We start from the raw sequence: 18,943 nt of genomic DNA on the forward strand, positions 1-18,943 counted from the left end.
ATGTTGATACTTTTGTAAAGTTTCACATCTATTCACTTTTAAAATTATATCTTTTTTTTATTATAGTAGTATAACGCACTAAATGGGAGGGGTTTTAGATGTTCAGTGCGTTGGTTTTGATTTTGTTTGAGAGTTCTTCTAAAAGGATTTTAAAGTTCTCATCACTCTCTATGATCTCATTGATCTTTTTCATTGCATGAGAAATCGCTGTATGGTCTTTCATCCCAAAATACATGGCGATCTGCGGCATAGAACTCGGTGTAAGTTCTCTGGCAAGATAGATCGCTGTTCTTCGGGCACTGACGACGTTTTTGGTACGTTTTTTTGATTTGATATCGGAAGGTTTCACGTTAAGCTCGGTTGAGACGGTTTTCACGATATCATCGATAGTGATATTCTCTTTCTCTTCTTTCAGCTGGTCTTTGATCGCACTTTGTGCAAAATCCAGGGTGATCTCCTGGTTGAGCATTGAGGAGAGGGCGTTGAGCTTGATGATCGTTCCTTCGATCTCACGTATGTTGTCTCCCATATGGGTTGCAATAAAGTTGATGATCTCATTATCGAGGCTGATCCCGTCGAGTTCACATTTTTTCTGTATGATGGCGATCTTTGTTTCAAGCCCCGGTGGTTGGACATCAGCCATCAACCCCCACTCAAAACGGCTTTTAAGTCTGTCGACCAGCCCTGTGATCTTGTTGGGTTGTCTATCTGATGTGATGACGATCTGTTTGTTGGCACCGTGAAGTTCATTAAAGGTGTGAAAAAACTCATCCTGCGTTTTCTCTTTGTCCGAGATGAACTGTATATCATCGATCAGCAGCGTATCACACTCCCTGAACTTGTCTCTGAACCGGTCCATGGTTTGTGAGCGCAGATGTGTCAAAAAGGAGTTGAGGAACTGTTCTGCCGTGGTGTAGATAACGGTTTTTCCCAGTGAGATATGGTAATTACCGATCGCCTGGAGCAGGTGGGTTTTTCCCAGTCCTACGCCACCGTAGAGGAAAAGCGGGTTGTATTGTCTTCCCGGTTTTTCCGCTACCGATTTTGCCGTAGTATAGGCAAACTGGTTGGAGTCCCCTACGATAAAACTGTCAAATGTGAGAGAGGGGTTGAGATAGGTACTTTTCCCACTGCTTTTTTCGGAAGGTACAGCGGATTTACTGTGCGATGTCGTACTCTTCTGTTTGCCTACCTGTATCTCTACTTTTGGTTTGACTTCATTATAGAGTTCAAAGAGATGTTCCAGTTTGTCTTTATACTTCGTCTTGATCCATTTTGAGATGATCATATTCGGGGCATAAAAGTAGACGATATTACTTCTTGAACGTTTTGTATCATAGACAAGATTTTTGATATAGCGTTCATATTCTGTTTGAGAGATCTCTTTCTTGAGTTCAAGAATGACTTTTTGACCTATGTTCATCTGCTGGAAGTTCCTTATGTGAATAACTTCTCGTATTTTAACCAAACTTGGCTAAAATAGCGTCATTAAACAGTAGTGAATAAAGATTTTCACATTGTGAATAAAGGTGTGAATGAATATACTAGGTATTGACCCCGGAAGCCGTAATTTAGGGTATTGCATACTAAATTGGGATGGAAAAAAGTTTTCACTTCTTGAAGCCGGTTTATTGAAAATAAAGTCCAGTGAACTCCAGGAGCAGATCATCGAGCTGGTAGAGGGGTTTGATGTGATTTTAAAGTCGCATCATATCGACGAAGTGGCGATAGAGGATATCTTCTTTGCCTATAACCCGAAAACAGTCTTGAAGCTGGCACAGTTCAGAGGTGCACTCTCACTGAAGATCCTTCAGGAAGTCGGCTACTTCTATGAGTACACACCCCTGCAGGTGAAAAAGGCGGTGACTGGTAACGGAAAGGCAGCAAAAGAGCAGGTCGCCTTTATGGTGAAAAGATTGTTCGGTATTAAAAAAGAGATCAAACCCCTCGATATCACCGATGCCATGGCCATAGCCTGGACCCACCTCCAACGCGTTAAGATGAGAAGCGTAAGCAAACGACAATAGTTTGTCGTTTGTAGCTTCGGAACCGGAGTGGTCGTAACGAAGTGAAGCCATGCAGGCGGACCCGTTAAGCAAACAACAACTGCTTGTTGTTTGTAGCTTCGGAACCGGAAGCGATGTGCACATAGTGCACCACTGAAGGCAGGGTGGAGCAAAGCGACCCACGCAGGCGGACCCGTTAAAAAAATGACAAACTGTTGTCATTTTTAGACTCGGAACCGTAAGCGACGTGCACTTGTACACCGCTGAAGGCCAGATCGAAATGTGAATGAATCCATGTAAATATATCTACATCATGTTTCTTTACTGAAGGCAGGGGCATGGAAACAAATGTGAATAGTGAAACTCCTCGTTTTGATATCCCAGAAAGTGATCTCTATCATCTACTATCCAAGGAAAAAGCAAGAAAAGAAATCATACATAATGTCGGGTTGCCCTCAACCCGACATTATGTATGATTTCTTCATAAGAAGTGAAGTCGGGATAAGGGTATCCCGACCTACGGATAGAGGCGAGGATAATTTATCGCGTAGGGTGCGTAAACACGCACCAAGAATCCTCTCTATGACTTTTGAAGCGTTTAAAATTGCTATTTGTAATTGATATGGAAGTATGCGTTATGACGGATACCGTCGTAACGAGAAACCCGCACACTCAATGTGAATAGCGGGAAGCGTTTTGAAAAGAGCGTTTAGCTTTAGTTTGAAACCCCACGGGATTGTTTCTTGATCGAGATGACACGTTTTTGAGGAACCGTGAATGTCTCTTTGGATCTGCCGATAATCGATTCACTGATAATCTGATCATAGAGATAGATATCATTTTTGAAGTGTGCCTTTCCATCTTCTTCAAACACAGTGAAGTAGATGATATGCACAGGGATATGTGAAGAGAGCATGATCGTGGTCGGTTCGTTGCTTTCAAGTATTTCGTCAATCTTCTCTTGTGTATAACGTCCTCTTGTATGTGCTAAGAGTGTATTCATCAGTTCAAAAGGTTTTTGTACACGCATACATCCGGAACTGTAGATTTTATAACGTCTTGAAAGCAGGGATTTGTTGTCGGTATCATGGAGATAGACCGAGTATTTGTTCGGGAACATAAACTTGACACGTCCCAGAGCATTGGAAGGACCGGGCTGCTGAACAAAACGGTATGGTACTCTCACGGTACTGTTTTTATACGGTGCGATCATCTCATAGGTCACATCAACCTCTTGACGGCCGCTGTATGCTTTGATGTTGTTGTCAATAAGATAGGAAGGGTTCTCTCTGAGTACAGGGATCAGGTCACGTTTGACGAGATTGTCTGTGATGGTCCAGGTAGGGTTGAGTACCATATACTCTATTTTATCATCAAAAAGCGGTGTCGGGCGGTCGATACGTCCTACCACCGCCCCCATTTTCATCATTAAGCGTTGGTTTTTATAGTAACGTAATTGAAAATCAGGGATATTCACCTCTACATATTCATTTTCAAATGTTTTGGGGTAGAGTTTGGTCTTATCCAGGTTGGTAATAATACTTTGGATATGTGTTTTTACAGGCTGATTGAGATAGTAGGTCATCACCTTATCCACCTCACCGCTTACTTTCAGGTTATAACGTTTTTGATAGGAGATCACTGCTTGTTGGAGTGTTTTGTCAAAGGTTGTGTTTATCGGTGCATTTTTCGGATAATCCCCTGTGATCTGCAGACGTTTTTTGATCTCTTCTATACTTTTGTTTCTGCGGTTTCCCATTTTACGTGGTTCGTTGGTATAAGGGATTTTGGGAAATTTTTCCATGGTGCGGTAGTCTTTGAGTAACCGTACCAATCTCCTGTAACGTCTCTCCATCGGAATCAGTGAGGAGAGATAGCCATAGATATTGCCGCTCTGAACTGCAGCAATCAGTTTGTTTTCCTCAGGGAAGGGTTTGATCTGCATCTCCCATACCGCATGGATGTCATCACTCTCTTTGAGGGCTGCGAGTTTTTTTTGTACCAGGTTCCAGTCTACGTCACCCTGTACGATGAAACGGACAAGCCGGACAAAGGAGTTGGTCAACATGAGATCCAGTCGTGCATAGACTTGTGCTTTTTGGGCAGGGGAAACGGTATTGTTATCAAGCATATAGTAGAGTCTGGCAATGGAGGGCTGATCAAAGGGTTTATCTTTATAGTTGAACAACGGGTTTTTAAGTGCCCGGATCAGTGCGTTTCTCTTTTTTTCATTTTTATCTCCAAGCCATAACGGTTGATTTCCGGAACGCGCATAAAGCGCTTCAATGATCTCTTTATTTTGACCTTTGATATGCGTCTGTATTGTTGTTTTCAAGTGTGATTGGATCTCACCAAGACTTATCTGCCCATAAGCCAATGTATGGATGAAGAGTCCAACCCATAGTAGTTTTTTCAGTTTCACCTAACTCTCTTTATATTTTTTATCAATCAATTTAAGATATTTTCTGGGAGTCACTTCTTTCATCGCCTGAGCCAGCCATTGTATCTGGAACCATGCAGCACCGCTGTCACGCAGGTCAAAATAGTTTTTGAGACTTCGGATGTTAAAAGTAACGACCATATCTACCTTCCAGTTATCTGAGACGATATGTTTGAAGGCATCTCCTACATTTCTTTTCTTTTTTCCACACTCGAGTGCAGTGTAGAGTGCTTCTGCATCCCCTTTATGGGTTTCGATAAACGGGAGTGAAGATTTCGCCACGGCATTCTGGATAAATGCTTCATCTCTTTGGTGTTGAAAGTTGAGCTTCTCATAGATCGCACGTATCTCTATTTTCAAGTAGGCTTCATCGCTGATCACAAAGAGCTTGAGTGCAAGCAGTTTTTCAAAGAAGAATGCAAATCCCTCTTCTGCCTGCAGTGAGGCTACGTAAGCATTGATCACAGAGGACATTGTATAGCGTGTACTCCGTACCGATATCGCCTGGAGTCTGTGTCTGGCATGTTCCTGAAGTACACCTCTGCTGGTTCCCTGTACCAGGAAACTGAGTGTTGCATGTTCGATGATAGAGTGATGATGGTGTACCCATGCGAGATTGCTTAGAAGATCAGAGTTCTCGATCTCGTTTATCGCTTCGGTATCAAGATGCTGCATTGCGTTTTTCACACATTCGTTTTCAGAGTTCTCAAAACTGTCATAGCAGGTACGTGCAGCGATCTCTGCAACTCCCAGGCCTGACTCTTGTAGTAGTGTGACGGTAGGCTTCTCATACTCTATCTGATACATCTGCATAGCAATACCCTATTATTGATTTTTGGCTACAATTATATCTAATTTATTTTAGGAGAGTAGCGTGCATCCTAGTCAGCGTTTTTACAGCTTTGAAGAAGATTTTAGAGATCCCTACTCGAGGGATCGGGACAGAGTGATACATTGTAGCTCTTTCAGGCGCCTGGAGTATAAAACACAGGTTTTTTTGAACCATGAGGGGGACTATTTTCGAACCCGCTTGACCCATTCTCTTGAAGTGAGCCAGATCGCACGTACGCTCTCCCGTATGCTTGGTTTGAATGAAACACTGGCTGAAGTGATCGCACTTTCCCATGACTTGGGGCATACCCCCTTCGGGCATGTGGGGGGTGATGAGCTGGACAGGCTGCTGAAGGCTGACGGCAGACCTCTGGGGTTTGAACACAACTTTCAATCCTTCAGGGTGTTGACAAAACTGGAAAAACGCTACAAAGATTTTGACGGGCTCAATCTTACCTTTGCGACACTCGAAGGGGTACTGAAACACTCCTACCCCTATAAAAAACCGTTTCTGGAGGGGCTGGACAGGCGGTTTGATCTGGACAAACACCCTTCACTTGAAGCGATGGTTGTCGATCATGCCGATGAGATCGCTTATACCTCACATGACATTGATGACGGAGTGAAATACGGATTGATCAGTTTTGAGGATCTTTTGGACAATAGACTCTGCCAAAGCGTCGATCAAATGGTACAGAAGGAGGGGGTAGAGAGGGGTGAAAAACTCTACCGCAACCGTTTTGTCGCAGGTCTGATCAAGATACTGGTAGAAGACTTCATCGAAAACTCCAAAGAGGGGGTGAACAGATATCGGGCGGAGACTCCGCTTTCTGCTGCATTGGATGCTTCGCTTCCGCTTCCTGTCGGTTTTTCCAAAGAGGTTGGAAGAGGGCTTAAAGAACTGAAAAAAGTGATGTATCAGAAACTTTACCGGCATGAGAAGATCATAGGCAAAATGTATGCAGGGAAGCAGTGTATCCAGGCACTCTACAGGGCATTTACAGAAGATGAAGGCTTGCTTCCTCCGCATCATAGAGAACTTCTGGAAGTCCGTCTGAAACAGCGGGTTGTAGCAGACTATATCGCCTCTATGACGGACAGATCTGCGATGAAGCGCTATCATGATCTGTACGGTTTGACACTATAAAGTATGTGACTGTAATAATTTTTAGATATAATTCGCGAAAAATATAGGCTTTTTGCCTTCAGGAAAATCCATGCAAAAAATTAAAAACATCGCCGTGATCGCTCACGTTGACCACGGTAAGACAACACTTGTAGACCAGCTACTGCAGCAGTCAGGTACCTTTGCAGCGCACCAAGAGGTGCAAGAGCGTGCAATGGACAGCAACGATATCGAAAAAGAGAGAGGGATCACGATCCTTTCTAAAAACACTGCGATCACATACGGTGATCACAAGATCAACATCATTGACACTCCGGGCCACGCCGACTTCGGTGGTGAGGTAGAGCGTGTATTGAAGATGGTAGACGGTGTTTTGATGCTCGTTGATGCACAGGAAGGTGCCATGCCACAGACGAAATTCGTACTTAAAAAAGCGATCGAAATCGGTCTGATCCCGGTTGTGGTGATCAATAAGATCGATAAAGACGGTGCGGACGCTGAGCGTGTACTTGATGAGATGTTCGACCTTCTTGTGGCACTCGATGCGAACGAAGAGCAGCTTGAGTTCCCTGTACTCTACGCAGCGGCAAGAGACGGGTATGCTAAGTGGGAACTTGAAGATGAGAACAAGGATATGACACCGCTTTTTGAAGCGATCCTGGAGAAAGTACCTTATCCGACAGGTTCTGCGGACAATGATCTTCAGGCACAGGTCTTTACCCTTGCAAGTGACAACTTTGTAGGACGTATCGGTATCTCCCGTATCTTCAACGGTAGATTGAAGAAGGGTGACGAGTGTGTACTTGTAAAAGCAAGTGGCGAAAAATCAAAAAGCCGTATCTCTAAACTGATCGGTTTCAAAGGTCTTGAGCAGATCGAGATTACTGAGGCTGAAGCAGGTGACATCGTAGCGGTTGCAGGATTCTCTGATATCGATGTAGGGGACAGCCTTTGTGATACTCAGAACCCTGTGGCACTTGACCCGCTTCACATCGAAGAGCCTACGCTTTCAGTTGTGATGTCTGTCAATGACGGTCCTCTTGCAGGTCAGGAAGGGAAACACGTGACTTCTAACAAGATCAGAGAGAGACTTGAAAAAGAGATGGAGACGAACATCGCAATGCGTATGGAGCCGATGGGTGAAGCATCATTCAAGGTTTCAGGTCGTGGTGAACTTCAGATCGGTGTACTTGCTGAAAATATGAGAAGAGAAGGGTTTGAGTTCCTTCTCGCGCGTCCGGAAGTTGTGGTTAAAGAAGAGAACGGTGTGAAGATGGAACCGTTTGAACACCTTGTAGTGGATGTACCTGAAGAGTTCCAGGGTGCGGCGATCGAGAAACTGGGTAAGAGAAAAGCAGAGATGACCTCTATGACTCCAATGCCTGACGGTACAGTAAGAATCGAGTTTGAGATCCCTGCACGTGGGCTTATCGGGTTCCGTTCGGAGTTCCTGACTGAGACAAAAGGTGAGGGGATCATGAACCACTCATTCATCGAGTACAGACCGTACAGCGGTGTGGTACAAAGCCGTACTCCGGGTGCACTTGTTTCCATGGATGACGGTGAAGCGGTAGCATTCTCTATCTTTAACCTTCAGGCAAGAGGAATCATGTTCATCAAGCCTCAGGACAAGGTATACAACGGTATGGTTATCGGTGAGAGTGCAAGACCGGGAGACCTTGAAGTGAACCCGCTTAAAGGAAAGCAGCTTACCAACATGAGAACCAGTGGTGCAGATGATGCGATCAAACTCGTGACACCAAGAGCAATCTCATTGGAGACTGCAATGGAGTGGATCGAAGATGATGAACTTATCGAGGTAACACCGGAGAATGTACGTATCCGTAAGAGATATCTTGATCCGACTATGAGAAAGAGAGTTCAGAGAGATAAAAAGAACGCAGGAAAATAATCCTTCTCTTTTATCATTTGTTAGGACGCTTAGAGAGCAAAGCTCCCTAAGCTGCGCTAACGCTGAGTTTGCTTCAGCAGCAGGCTCACGAAACTAGTTTCGTTTCATAACATCTTTGATTAAATGGACGTGTTCCATTCTCACTTACTTCACTAACACCCCTTCAGCCCTTGTGCTTGCACTCTCTGTGAGAAATCTAAAACAAAATAGAAGATTATTTATTATCAAATTTAATTGTTTTTCTTTACAATTGTTTTAGCCATGGTATCCAGAAAAAGTAAATATCATTGCCATTGGTCCTGCAAAAATGACAACTATAAATAAAATAAAGAGGATTATAGAAGCGATGAGTCTAAGAAGTAGATTTGAAGTATTTTTTATGATGCCATTCCATGAGATAAAAGCAAAAATGGTAATTAACCAAATGATGGATAGAGCTATTTTGTCACTAAAAATTCTCAAATTTTCAATTAAGACAATAATTAACAAAGGGGGAATACCATAAAACAATAACATTTTTTTTAGTGGTATTTGTCCATAATAAAGGGCTTTTATAAAATTTAACATTTTAAATTTTCCCCAACTCTCATCCCGCTCACCCATGCAAAGTGGAAGTTAAATCCACCTCTGTCCCCGTCCACATCGAGTATCTCTCCGGCGAAGTAGAGGTTGGGTATCAGTTTTGACTCCATCGTTATTGGGTCTACCTCTCGTGTATCTATGCCGCCTGTAGCCACTTCCGCACCTTTGAAGCCTTTGGTATCGCTGATGGAGAGTTTGAGGTTTTTGATGGCATAGACGAGTTTTCCTATCTCTTTGCGGTTCAGTTCACTCTCGACTTTGGCTTTGCATCTGGACTGTTCGAGGATGATGTGAATAAGTTTTTTGTTCATGACGCCTTGCAGCCAGAGGGTAATCGGCTTTTGGCTTTCAGGGTTGATCCTCTCCAGAAGCAACTTCGTGAGCTTCTCTTTTGTGAGCTCAGGCATCAGATCTAGGCTCAGTTCACAGTAGGCATACTCTGCCAGTCTCAGGCTCACTTCACGGCTGATATCGAGGATTGCCAGTCCGCTGATACCGTAGTTGGCAAAGAGAAGGTCACCTTTTTTCTCGGTGATATATTCACCGTTGGCATAGAGTTTGGCCACTCCGGCCACTTTGACACCGGAGGCCTGTTTGACCCACTTCTGATCGCTGACCAGCTGGGTAAGGGCAGGGTGGCTTGGGATCAGGGTATGTCTCATCGACTCGGCAAACTTTAGCCCGCTCTCATTCCCTCCAAGCTGCGGTGCGGCCGGAGAGCCTGAAGCAAGCAGGAGTTTTTCACACTGCATGGTACCCTGGCTGGTTTCCAGCAGAAAGTGGTTCTTCTCTTTGTCGATTTTGAGTACTTCACACGCGGTGATGATCTCCACCCCCAAACGATTTGCTTCATATTCGAGGATTTCCGTGACGCTACCGGCCTGCATGCTCATCGGGAACATTTTCCCCTCTTTGCCTTCTATGATCGGCAGCCCTACAGAGTCAAAAAAGTTTTTCACACGCTCAACGCCATACCCTTGAAGTACTTTTTCTATAAATTCAGGGTTTTGGGAGTGAAAGCGGGCAGGGGTGATGGATGCATTGGTGATATTACACTTTCCGTTACCGCTCACCAGTATTTTTTTACCGGGTTTGCTGTTTTGTTCCAGCAGCGTGACTTTTGTACCGTTTCTTGCCGCTGTAATGGCTGCAGAGAGTCCCGCAGCGCCTGCTCCGACTATTATCATGGGTTTAATCTTCATAAGGTATTATAGCTATTCAAAAGTAAACTCTCACCAAAGGTGTAGCTTTAGTGAGATGAATTGTACAGGAGCTTTGCTTCTGTACAAGAAGAAATAAATAGAAGGATAGAGCATGTCAGCATTAGTAGAATTCAGTATGTTTCCCACGGAGCAGACACAGAGTAAGAGTGCCTTTGTAGCAAGGGTACTGGATATCGTAGACAGGAGCGGACTGGAGTATCAGCTTACCCCTATGGGGACGATCATAGAGGGTGAGACGGTAGAAGAGGTCCTGGCCGTGATCAATAAAGCTTATGAAGAGCTGCAAATCGATTGTGAGCGAGTCTACAGCTCCATCAAGATAGATTACCGTAAGGGCCCGGTAGGAAGACTCAACAAAAAGGTCGGTTCGGTCGAAGCAAAACTGGGACGTAAACTCAACAGCTAAAACTCGATATAATACGCCAAAACAACAAGAGGATAGATTCATGTGTGCAGAGAAGATGCAACGTCTTATTCAGGCGATCATTCTTGGTATGGTCATGGGAATGGCAGCGATGGGGATTGCCGGTGAGCAGGGAATGCTTCAGCTGGCATTTGTGGTACAGCTTGCGATGATGATCATGTTGATCATCGCCGGGTTAACCGGATGGTGCCCGGGTCTTATGATACTGAAAAAGATCTTTCCTCCGTGTAAAGAGAAAGAGAACGTAGAAGGGTAATCATGGCAAATATTTCATATAAAGATGCCGGTGTTGATATCGATGCCGGAAACGAGTTTGTAGAAGCGATAAAATCGGATGTAAAATCAACGTTTGATAGTAATGTGATCGGTGGGATCGGATCATTTGCAGGAGCATATGCGCTGCCTGCAGGATATAAAGAGCCGGTACTGCTCTCTGCGACAGATGGTGTAGGAACAAAACTTAAGATTGCTATTGAAAGCGGTAAGCTCGATACGGTAGGGATCGACCTTGTCGCGATGTGTGTGAATGACCTGATCTGTAACAACGGTGTACCGATGTTCTTCCTTGACTACTATGCGACAGGAAAGCTTCTTCCTGAAAATGCCAAAGATGTGGTCGCGGGTATCGCTGAAGGGTGTAGACGTGCTGAGTGTGCACTTGTCGGCGGAGAGACGGCTGAGATGCCGGGTATGTACTCTGAAGACGATTTTGACTTGGCTGGATTTGCCGTAGGTATCGCAGAGCGGAGTGAGATGGATACGGTAGCCAATGTCAAAGCCGGACAGACACTGATCGCACTTCCAAGCTCAGGTGTACACTCAAACGGTTACTCACTGGTGAGAAAATTGATGTTTGATAAACTCGGTATGAGTTTGGATACAGAATTTGAAGGAAAACCGCTTCTAGAGACACTCCTTGAGCCGACACGTATCTATGTGAAAGAGTACAAGGCCAACAAACAACATGTGAAGGCACTTGCACACATCACGGGCGGGGGTATCGTAGAGAACCTTCCTAGAGTACTTCCTGAGGGGATTAAAGCGGTTGTGAAAAAAGAGGATATCAGAGTCCTTCCTATCTTTAAGTTCATCGGACAACATGTAGATGAAGAGGAGATGTTCAGAGCCTTCAATATGGGTGTAGGTATGGTCTGGTGTGTCGAACCTGAAGATGTAGATGCTGTACTTGCAAATACAGACGGTTATGTGATCGGTCACCTGGAAGAGGGTGAGCGTAAAGTAGAGATGGTATAAATCATCTCTCTTTTTGACATGTACTGTGAAAAGTTCATGTCACCTTTTTTATTCGGGTTCGCAAACCCCTTTTTCTATACACTCTCTATCAAGTTCCCCACTTTTCCATTTTGAAAGATATTCTTTGAGGTTACGGTGTACATCACCTTGCAGTATATAGAGCCCCAGAAGATTGGGCAGGGCCATGCCGAGTATAAGTAGATCGGAGAACTCCAGCAGGGTTGATGCACTGGTAATGGATGCAACGACAGTAAATAGAACAAAAATAATTTTATAGACCAATGTATACTTCTCTCCGAAGAGATACGTCCAGGAACGTTCACCATAGTAAGACCAAGAGATCATTGTTGAAAAGGCAAAAAGTACGATAGAAAAAGAGAGGATGACAGGGAACCATGAAATGACCGTTCCATAGGCAGCGGCGGTTAGTGCCGCACCCTGTTTTGATGCGACCAGATTTGCAAACTCCCCGCTTGGATCATAAACACCTGTTGTGACAATGACGAGTGCAGTCATAGAGCAGATAACGATCGTATCGATAAAAGGCTCATAGAGAGCCACCATCCCTTGCCTTACAGGGTATTTTACCGAGGCCGTGGAGTGTACGATAGCGGCAGAACCTATTCCTGCTTCACTTGAGAAGGCGGCACGCTTAAAGCCTTGTACAAGCACACCTATAAGGCCTCCTGCTACTGCAGTCGGTGCAAAAGCCTCATGGATGATCGTTGAAATGGCTTCCGGTACGGCCGAAGCATTGGTAAGAAGTATCCATAAAGAGGCAAGCAGGTAAACAAATACCATTAAAGGGACGATCTTCTCTGCTGTGCTGGCAATACGTTTTATCCCGCCGATAATGACAAAACCTACTATAGAGGCCATAATCAGACCGAATGCGATAGGATAACTCTCAAAGAATGGTATACGTTCAGTCAGTGCACCTAATGCCTGGGAGGTTTGAAAAGCATTTCCAGCACCCAAACTCCCTCCAATCGCAAGAAAGGCAAAGAGTACAGCAAGGACTTTCCCCAACCTTGTATACCCTTTTGTTTCAAGTCCTTTTGAGAGGTATTGCATAGCACCACCCATAATACGCCCATCAGGTCTTTTTTCACGATAGATTTGAGCCAATGTGACTTCAGTGAACTTAAGGGTCATTCCAAAGAATCCGGCCAAAATCATCCAAAAAGTTGCTCCTGGCCCTCCGACTGCAATCGCGATCGCCACACCGGCAATATTTCCCAATCCAACGGTAGCAGAGAGTGCAGTAGTGAGAGATTGAAATGGAGTTATCTCTCCTACATCATCGGCTGTTTTGTATTGCCCCGTAATAATCTTATAGGAGTGGGAGAACATACGTACATTGATAAATCCAAAACGAAAAGTAAGGACAACACCTCCAATGATAAGCCATGCAACAATAAAGGGCATACTTGCACCCTCGATTGTGCCAAAAAATACATCATAGAAAAATATTGAGCCTAAAAATTCGTTAATGGAGGTGAAAATTTCATTCATACGTTATTGCCTTATATGTCAGGATATTCTTTTATTGTATAGGATACTGTTTGTAATATGGCTTAGTAAAAACCCCCGTTTTAGGGGGATTATAAGAAAAAATCAATAATTTTTCAAAAAAATTCAAAATACTCTTGACAAAGCAAAATCTTTAGACTATAATTGCGGTCCTTATTCAGAGAGATTGAATGAATAAGACGGAACGGAGTGTAGCGCAGTCTGGTAGCGCACCTGGTTTGGGACCAGGGGGTCGAAGGTTCGAGTCCTTTCACTCCGACCATTTGTTCTTTAAGATAGTAATAGTAAAATCATCAAGTTATGGTGGATGTAGTTCAGTTGGTAGAGCACCAGTTTGTGGCACTGGGTGTCGCGGGTTCGAGCCCCGTCATCCACCCCATGTTGATAGTAGAACCACCTCATGAAGCGCTAGTGGCTCAATTGGATAGAGCATCAGACTTCGGATCTGAGGGTTAGGGGTTCGAGTCCTCTCTGGCGTACCACTTTGGACGATGATAGTGACTCTATTGTGATGATTTTATTATTATGTGCGTTCGTAGCTCAGCTGGATAGAGCACTCGCCTTCTAAGCGAGCGGTCTCAGGTTCGAATCCTGACGGACGTACCACTTTATATTTATGCGGATGTGGTGAAATTGGTAGACACGCCAGACTTAGGATCTGGTGCCTAACGGTGTGAAGGTTCGAGTCCTTTCATCCGCACCATTACTTTTTACTTTCTTCAAATTTTCAAACAAAATCATTTAATTTATAAAAGAACTTAAGTATTTTTTATCATATAGATAAAAACAGATAAAACATCTCTTCTTATTTTTCCCAAATTGTTGTATAATAATTAAAAACGTGTTGCCTATCAGAGCGAAGGATAGAATTATGGATAAAAATTTACTGATATTCATTGCTGTGGGTATTGTATTTATGTATGTTGTATCAAACTTTGTGACTGAGCTTCAAAAAGAGGATGAACAGCTTCAGAGCAGTACCTTTCATCAAAAGCATAGTATCGATAAATTTATCAAGAAAGACAGTATAGGACAGACTATTCTGGATGTAGAGGGTGAACCGTTAGAACTACAGGTTTCTGCATGGAATCATTCTGCACTGAGAAGCGAATTGGTAGAGTATTTCCCGGACTTTGATACAATGAAACTTTTTGCAAAAGACAGAGTGAGGGGAGAGGAGCTCAAAACAAAGCTCATTAAATACATCGATACGATAGAAAAAAGATTTTTTGCCGGTGAGATAGATGCCGAAAAGGCGAAAAAGGAATTAGCAACCCTTAAGTAGGAAAAACCTACTTAGTAGCAAGGGTTGCTCATATTGTTTCTATCTGCATAAAGATAGACTTCAACACGTCTGTTTAGTGCTCTGTTTGCAGCACTGTTATTTGCTACAAGTGCCTTGTCAAATGAACACCCTTTGATTTTCGGGTAACCATTGACAGCAAGGATATTGGCTACACTTGTTGCCCGTTTTTCCGAGAGGCGTTGGTTATACTCATAACTTCCGCGGTTATCTGTAAATCCTGCAACACCTACTACTGTCTGAGGATATCTTTCTAAGAGCTGTGCTATTTTTTGCACTTTGTATCTTGCATTCGGCTGCAGTTTAGCGGAATCTGTGGCAAACATCATTTTATCTCTGAACATGATATGTACATAGGTAGAGGTTTTAGATACGATGATGTCTCTGTTTGGATCCAGTTTTGCGAGTGGATCGTTCTCTACACCTGTACCGAGTGCACGTGCTACCTCATTGGCCTGCTGATCCATACTGTATCCTATCGCACCGCCTGCAAGGGCTCCTAGTGCTGCACCAATGGCTGCCCTCTGGCCTTTGTTGTGCCCTTTGGTATTGTATCCTATGAGAGCGCCTGTCGCTGCACCTGCGAGTGCTCCGGTTTTTGTACGGTCATAACTATTGTCTTGTACCAGTCCGGGTTCTTTATAACATCCCGTCAGTAAAAATGCTGCCAATGCAGAAGCGAGTAAAGGTTTCGCTAGTTTCATAATTTTCTCCTTATCTTGTTTTATTGCCATCCGCCGTCATTGACCGGCTCTGGATTTTGTTCATCTACGGCATTACCTATCGCACCGCCTGCCAATGCACCTGCTGCAGCACCCAGAACGGCATTTCTGCCTTTATGACGGCCTGATGCATTGTATCCTATGACCGCACCTGCCACGGCACCTGTAGCTACCCCTGTCTGTGTTGCATTTCTTGGCGTAGCTTCCGTACCGGTACACCCACTCATCATCCATACTGTTGCGATGGAGAAGAGAGCGGTTTTTGTGATGTTCCTCTTCATGATTGATTTACTCCAATTCTTTTTTGAACAATTATAGCATAAGAGTGTGATGCAATTGTGTTATCCAATCTTTAAAATTGGATATTTGGAGTAATGATTGAAGCTTATGATTTTTTCTATTTATGCATTTAGCTCTTATTGGGAAGAGGAGTTACAATTTTTTGATGCCACTCAAAAAGTGTCTTTTCGAAGCCTATCTGTTGGGTATGGTAGAAGGATTTCGGACGGATAAGATACTTTTGATCCACCCATCCTCCGTAACTATGGGGATAGAGATAGCTCTTTGCATGGGTTTTGATATGGTCAGGGATAGGATCTATATCTCCCTCTTTCACCGCCTGTTGTGCTCGGTTGATCGCTTCATAGGCACTGTTCGATTTAGGTGAAGAGGCAAGATAGATCGCCAGTTGACCCAGGCTGATACGTGCTTCGGGGTATCCTATGTGTTTTACGATATTGAGGGTAGAGCTTGCCAGGTTGAGTGCATGGGGATTGGCATTGCCGATATCTTCAGAAGCAAGTATCGCAAGGCGTCTGGCGATAAATTCCGCAGGTTCTCCTCCTTCAATGAGTCGTGCGAGGTAGTAGAGTGCCGCATCGATATCGGATCCCCTGATACTTTTGATCATTGCCGAGGTTAACTCATAGTGGCTTTCACTCTCGCTGCTTCCTCCCTGCATGGCATGAGGACGGATCTGTTTGAGTATATCCAGTGTGACCTTCCCGCCGATCTGTGCACTCTCGAGAAGATTCAGTGCGGCTCTCAAGTCTCCGCTGGATGAAAAGACAGTGTACTCGAGTGCATCCGCATCTATAGAGATATTCTCTTTTTGGATCACTTGCTGGAGGTAGGCTTTCATGTCGGATGCATCAATCGCACTCAGTTCAAAAAGATGCGAACGTGAACGCATCGCTGCGGTGAGTGAATAGTAAGGGTTCTCCGTAGATGCACCGATGATCAGTGCTGCCTGAGACTCCATAAAGGGCAGAAGTACCTCTTGCTGGTTCTTGCTCAGTCTATGTACCTCGTCGATAAATATCAGAGGTTTCTGCAGGGCATTGGCATAGTTTTTAAAGATTTTTCGAAGCTCTTCGATCTTTAGGGTTGTGGCATTCAGCTCATAGAAAGGTCTGTCCAGTGTAGAGGCGATCACCCTTGCCAATGTGGTTTTCCCGCATCCCGGAGGTCCATAGAGAAAAATATGCGGGAGCGCATCTTTTTCGATCATTCTGCGCAGTATGGCATCGCTGCCGAGCAGAGACTCCTGTCCGATGATCTCATCCAACGTTTTGGGACGGTAGTGCAGTGCCAGATTCAACATCATTTAAAGCGTTTAAATGCCTCTTTGATCTCTTTTTTGAACTCTGACAGGGGATCATCCTCATCCGGACGTTTTTGACTCTTTTTAGCCTGCTGCTCTGCATTGCGTTCGTTCTTCTCGGCAATTATCGCATTTTTCTTTTTACGTTTCATAAACTGGTGAAGGTCATCATACTCTTTGCGCGAGAAGTATCGTGTTTTGTTCTCCGGAAGATTGTTAAGCTCCACCCCTCCGTATCCGACGCGTTTGAGATCCAGTATCTTTGCATCAAAGTGTCCGAAAAAACGTCTCAGTTCACGGTTTTTACCCTCTGTGATCGTCACACGCAGTTTGGTAAAGTTCTTCCCTTGGCTGCGTACTTCATAGTAGGCAAAAGGTGCAAACTCCATAGAGGTGATCTTACTCTTTTCATGGGCACCGGCACGTGCATCATCAAGGACCAGCCCCTCCTGCATCGCCTGCATCATCTCTTCCGTGATCGGTTTGTCTATCTTGATGTTGTAGGTACGGTCCAGAGGACTCTCCATCAAAGCCTGTGCCACTTCCGGAGCGTCGGTAAGCAGCAAAAGCCCCTCAGAGGCATAGTCCAGCCTTCCCACAGGAATGAAGTGTCTGAATTTGCCCGGAAGTTTATGGTAGATCGTTGTTCTTCCTCTATCATCTTTTTTGGTGACCAGTACGCCTTTTGGCTTGTTATAGATAACCATCGTCACGTCACCTGTCTGTCGTTCCTTGATCAGTTTTCCCTTGATGTAGATTCTGTCATTCTCTTTGACCTCATAAGCGAACTCTTTGATGACTTTTTTATCTAAAGTGACTTCGCCTGCTTCGATCAGCCTGTCGGCCTCTCTTCTTGAGTATTTGGTGTTGTGTGATATATATTTGTTCAGTCTCATAATGTATTTCCTTAGAACGTATAGAGCGCTTTGCTTTCTATACGATGCTGATACTTAGGCCTCTTCAGCAACTGAGTGATACGACTATGCGTATGGATCACTCTTCTCATTTGCTTTTGATTCCCGCATTGACAAGATCATGGATGTGCAGTACACCGATGATCTTCTGTGCATTATCCGTGATCGGAAGCAGCTGGATACGTTTGGTCTCGATGATCTCAAGTGCATCGCTTGCAAGTAGTTCCGTATCCTGGTAGCTTGTCGGATGCAGTGTTGCATAGGTGATGGCAGGATAGTTCAGATCAAAGTCTTTTTTCATCAAAGCACGTCTCAGGTCCCCGTCGCTCAAGAGGGCTTTAAATACACCCTCCTTATCGACGATCAGCACGGTTCCCATTTTCCCTTCGCTCATCGCCACCACTGCCTCTTTGAGTGAGGTATCTTCATGAATGACCGGCAGATTTTCTGTACGCATCAGATCTTTGATCTTCACAAAGAGTCTTTTCCCCAGGCTTCCACCGGGGTGAAAAGAGGCAAAATCTTCATGTCTGAAGCCTCTTTTGCTCATAAGTGCTACGGCCAGTGCATCACCGATGGCCATGGTGAGGGTAGTGGAGGTGGTTGGTGCCACACCTAAAGGACAGGCCTCTTTTTCTACCGAGATATCCAAAAATACATCGCTGTAACGTCCCAAAGAGGAGTCAGGATTGCCGGTAAGTCCGATCAGAGGGATATCAAAACGCTTGATATGCGGAAGTATCTTTGTAAGTTCTTCACTCTCACCGCTGTTACTGATCGCAAGCAGAGCGTCTCCCTGGCTGATCATCCCAAGATCACCGTGAAGTGCTTCTGTAGGGTGGAGAAAGAAGCTGGAAGTCCCGGTACTGGCAAACGTGGCAGCCATCTTTGCACCTACCAGTCCTGATTTACCTACACCGGTGATAATGAGTTTACCTTTGGTGTTATAGATCAGCTCTACGGCGTCTAAAAAGTGATGATCCAGACGCTGGGATGCCTTGATCAGTGCATCTGCTTCGATATGAAAAGTTTCTTGTGCGATTTTGATAAGATCCATACTACTACTTTTG

At 44.4% G+C, this 18,943-nt stretch carries 18 protein-coding genes and 5 tRNA genes; 12 read left to right on the top strand and 11 right to left on the bottom strand.

All coding sequences use genetic code 11. From position 1 onward, the window contains the following. Nucleotides 1-94 precede the first annotated feature (94 nt). Nucleotides 95-1,423, bottom strand: a complete 1,329-nt coding sequence (gene dnaA, locus AC4JOV_RS00005; protein ID WP_229937159.1) for a chromosomal replication initiator protein DnaA — start codon at nt 1,421-1,423, stop codon at nt 95-97. 112 nt (nt 1,424-1,535) lie between these two features. Here dnaA and ruvC point away from each other — a divergent pair, with 112 nt between their 5' ends. Further along, nucleotides 1,536-2,027: a crossover junction endodeoxyribonuclease RuvC gene (gene ruvC / locus AC4JOV_RS00010; RefSeq protein WP_229937158.1), complete on the top strand. Its 492-nt coding sequence runs from the start codon at nt 1,536-1,538 to the stop codon at nt 2,025-2,027. 694 nt (nt 2,028-2,721) lie between these two features. Here the strand turns inward: ruvC and AC4JOV_RS00015 are convergent. Together AC4JOV_RS00015 and AC4JOV_RS00020 are read right to left on the bottom strand one after the other, a co-directional pair. Further along, entirely contained in the window at nt 2,722-4,428 is a 1,707-nt protein-coding gene (locus tag AC4JOV_RS00015) for a L,D-transpeptidase family protein (RefSeq protein ID WP_229937157.1), read from the bottom strand. After that, the gene (locus AC4JOV_RS00020) at nt 4,429-5,259 is read right to left on the bottom strand and encodes an FAD-dependent thymidylate synthase (protein WP_229937156.1); all 831 of its coding nucleotides are present in this window, start codon (nt 5,257-5,259) and stop codon (nt 4,429-4,431) included. It lies immediately after the preceding gene. Between the two features lie 61 nt (nt 5,260-5,320). Here AC4JOV_RS00020 and AC4JOV_RS00025 point away from each other — a divergent pair, with 61 nt between their 5' ends. After that, nucleotides 5,321-6,424 (top strand): deoxyguanosinetriphosphate triphosphohydrolase, encoded by a 1,104-nt coding sequence (locus AC4JOV_RS00025; protein ID WP_229937155.1) that lies wholly within the window; start codon nt 5,321-5,323, stop codon nt 6,422-6,424. 70 nt (nt 6,425-6,494) lie between these two features. Beyond that, nucleotides 6,495-8,315: a translational GTPase TypA gene (gene typA, locus AC4JOV_RS00030; protein WP_229937154.1), complete on the top strand. Its 1,821-nt coding sequence runs from the start codon at nt 6,495-6,497 to the stop codon at nt 8,313-8,315. Between the two features lie 255 nt (nt 8,316-8,570). Here typA and AC4JOV_RS00035 read toward each other — a convergent pair whose 3' ends face one another. Both AC4JOV_RS00035 and AC4JOV_RS00040 read right to left on the bottom strand, forming a co-directional pair. Continuing rightward, complete coding sequence (locus AC4JOV_RS00035) at nt 8,571-8,882, bottom strand: hypothetical protein (RefSeq protein WP_229937153.1); 312 nt, start codon at nt 8,880-8,882, stop codon at nt 8,571-8,573. Further along, nucleotides 8,876-10,099, bottom strand: a complete 1,224-nt coding sequence (locus tag AC4JOV_RS00040; protein WP_491522163.1) for a BaiN/RdsA family NAD(P)/FAD-dependent oxidoreductase — start codon at nt 10,097-10,099, stop codon at nt 8,876-8,878. Before AC4JOV_RS00040 ends, AC4JOV_RS00035 begins: the two co-directional genes overlap by 7 nt. A 112-nt stretch (nt 10,100-10,211) precedes the next feature. Between AC4JOV_RS00040 and AC4JOV_RS00045 the strand changes: the two genes are divergently transcribed. Genes AC4JOV_RS00045 through purM form a run of 3 tightly spaced genes read left to right on the top strand, consistent with a single transcriptional unit; the run spans nt 10,212 to nt 11,798 of the window. Continuing rightward, nucleotides 10,212-10,526, top strand: a complete 315-nt coding sequence (locus AC4JOV_RS00045) for an MTH1187 family thiamine-binding protein (protein ID WP_229937151.1) — start codon at nt 10,212-10,214, stop codon at nt 10,524-10,526. Nucleotides 10,527-10,566: 40 nt separating this feature from the next. Next, entirely contained in the window at nt 10,567-10,800 is a 234-nt protein-coding gene (locus AC4JOV_RS00050) for a hypothetical protein (RefSeq protein ID WP_229937150.1), read from the top strand. Nucleotides 10,801-10,802: 2 nt separating this feature from the next. Then, nucleotides 10,803-11,798 (top strand): phosphoribosylformylglycinamidine cyclo-ligase, encoded by a 996-nt coding sequence (gene purM / locus AC4JOV_RS00055; protein WP_229937149.1) that lies wholly within the window; start codon nt 10,803-10,805, stop codon nt 11,796-11,798. A gap of 48 nt (nt 11,799-11,846) precedes the next feature. Here purM and AC4JOV_RS00060 read toward each other — a convergent pair whose 3' ends face one another. Then, nucleotides 11,847-13,313, bottom strand: a complete 1,467-nt coding sequence (locus AC4JOV_RS00060; RefSeq protein ID WP_229937148.1) for an alanine/glycine:cation symporter family protein — start codon at nt 13,311-13,313, stop codon at nt 11,847-11,849. Between the two features lie 203 nt (nt 13,314-13,516). Here AC4JOV_RS00060 and AC4JOV_RS00065 point away from each other — a divergent pair. The 6 genes from AC4JOV_RS00065 (at nt 13,517) to AC4JOV_RS00090 (ending at nt 14,616) form a co-directional block, all read left to right on the top strand. Further along, nucleotides 13,517-13,593: transfer RNA gene (locus AC4JOV_RS00065), tRNA-Pro, on the top strand. Between the two features lie 41 nt (nt 13,594-13,634). Continuing rightward, nucleotides 13,635-13,710 (top strand) — tRNA-His (locus AC4JOV_RS00070). A 26-nt stretch (nt 13,711-13,736) separates the two neighbouring features. Further along, nucleotides 13,737-13,813, top strand: a tRNA-Arg gene (locus tag AC4JOV_RS00075). 47 nt (nt 13,814-13,860) lie between these two features. Then, a tRNA-Arg gene (locus tag AC4JOV_RS00080) sits at nt 13,861-13,937 on the top strand. A 12-nt stretch (nt 13,938-13,949) separates the two neighbouring features. Next, nucleotides 13,950-14,034 (top strand) — tRNA-Leu (locus AC4JOV_RS00085). A gap of 168 nt (nt 14,035-14,202) precedes the next feature. After that, nucleotides 14,203-14,616 carry a hypothetical protein gene (locus tag AC4JOV_RS00090; protein WP_229937147.1) on the top strand — a complete coding sequence of 138 codons (414 nt, stop codon included), beginning with the start codon at nt 14,203-14,205 and terminating at the stop codon, nt 14,614-14,616. An 11-nt stretch (nt 14,617-14,627) separates the two neighbouring features. Here AC4JOV_RS00090 and AC4JOV_RS00095 read toward each other — a convergent pair whose 3' ends face one another. The 5 genes from AC4JOV_RS00095 to AC4JOV_RS00115 all read right to left on the bottom strand — a co-directional run bounded on the left by AC4JOV_RS00095 (nt 14,628) and on the right by AC4JOV_RS00115 (nt 18,930). Then, nucleotides 14,628-15,338 carry an OmpA family protein gene (locus AC4JOV_RS00095; RefSeq protein WP_229937146.1) on the bottom strand — a complete coding sequence of 237 codons (711 nt, stop codon included), beginning with the start codon at nt 15,336-15,338 and terminating at the stop codon, nt 14,628-14,630. Nucleotides 15,339-15,358: 20 nt separating this feature from the next. After that, nucleotides 15,359-15,637 (bottom strand): YMGG-like glycine zipper-containing protein, encoded by a 279-nt coding sequence (locus AC4JOV_RS00100; protein ID WP_229937145.1) that lies wholly within the window; start codon nt 15,635-15,637, stop codon nt 15,359-15,361. Nucleotides 15,638-15,765: 128 nt separating this feature from the next. After that, nucleotides 15,766-16,959: a replication-associated recombination protein A gene (locus tag AC4JOV_RS00105; RefSeq protein WP_229938390.1), complete on the bottom strand. Its 1,194-nt coding sequence runs from the start codon at nt 16,957-16,959 to the stop codon at nt 15,766-15,768. Continuing rightward, complete coding sequence (locus AC4JOV_RS00110; RefSeq protein ID WP_229937144.1) at nt 16,959-17,855, bottom strand: pseudouridine synthase; 897 nt, start codon at nt 17,853-17,855, stop codon at nt 16,959-16,961. The genes AC4JOV_RS00105 and AC4JOV_RS00110 overlap by 1 nt, the downstream gene beginning before the upstream one ends. Nucleotides 17,856-17,961: 106 nt before the next feature. Next, entirely contained in the window at nt 17,962-18,930 is a 969-nt protein-coding gene (locus AC4JOV_RS00115) for a KpsF/GutQ family sugar-phosphate isomerase (RefSeq protein ID WP_229937143.1), read from the bottom strand. Nucleotides 18,931-18,943: the final 13 nt, after the last annotated feature.

Source organism: Sulfurovum sp. MH2-6 (assembly GCF_058374785.1).

Bases quoted from the DNA above. Each gene is read 5' to 3' on its own strand.
- dnaA (WP_229937159.1), bottom strand. From the start codon at position 1,423: ATGAACATAGGTCAAAAAGTCATTCTTGAACTCAAGAAAGAGATCTCT.
- ruvC (WP_229937158.1), top strand. From the start codon at position 1,536: ATGAATATACTAGGTATTGACCCCGGAAGCCGTAATTTAGGGTATTGC.
- AC4JOV_RS00020 (WP_229937156.1), bottom strand. From the start codon at position 5,259: ATGCAGATGTATCAGATAGAGTATGAGAAGCCTACCGTCACACTACTA.
- typA (WP_229937154.1), top strand. From the start codon at position 6,495: ATGCAAAAAATTAAAAACATCGCCGTGATCGCTCACGTTGACCACGGT.
- AC4JOV_RS00035 (WP_229937153.1), bottom strand. From the start codon at position 8,882: ATGTTAAATTTTATAAAAGCCCTTTATTATGGACAAATACCACTAAAA.
- AC4JOV_RS00040 (WP_491522163.1), bottom strand. From the start codon at position 10,099: ATGAAGATTAAACCCATGATAATAGTCGGAGCAGGCGCTGCGGGACTC.
- AC4JOV_RS00045 (WP_229937151.1), top strand. From the start codon at position 10,212: ATGTCAGCATTAGTAGAATTCAGTATGTTTCCCACGGAGCAGACACAG.
- AC4JOV_RS00050 (WP_229937150.1), top strand. From the start codon at position 10,567: ATGTGTGCAGAGAAGATGCAACGTCTTATTCAGGCGATCATTCTTGGT.
- purM (WP_229937149.1), top strand. From the start codon at position 10,803: ATGGCAAATATTTCATATAAAGATGCCGGTGTTGATATCGATGCCGGA.
- AC4JOV_RS00060 (WP_229937148.1), bottom strand. From the start codon at position 13,313: ATGAATGAAATTTTCACCTCCATTAACGAATTTTTAGGCTCAATATTT.
- AC4JOV_RS00090 (WP_229937147.1), top strand. From the start codon at position 14,203: ATGGATAAAAATTTACTGATATTCATTGCTGTGGGTATTGTATTTATG.
- AC4JOV_RS00095 (WP_229937146.1), bottom strand. From the start codon at position 15,338: ATGAAACTAGCGAAACCTTTACTCGCTTCTGCATTGGCAGCATTTTTA.
- AC4JOV_RS00100 (WP_229937145.1), bottom strand. From the start codon at position 15,637: ATGAAGAGGAACATCACAAAAACCGCTCTCTTCTCCATCGCAACAGTA.
- AC4JOV_RS00105 (WP_229938390.1), bottom strand. From the start codon at position 16,959: ATGTTGAATCTGGCACTGCACTACCGTCCCAAAACGTTGGATGAGATC.
- AC4JOV_RS00110 (WP_229937144.1), bottom strand. From the start codon at position 17,855: ATGAGACTGAACAAATATATATCACACAACACCAAATACTCAAGAAGA.
- AC4JOV_RS00115 (WP_229937143.1), bottom strand. From the start codon at position 18,930: ATGGATCTTATCAAAATCGCACAAGAAACTTTTCATATCGAAGCAGAT.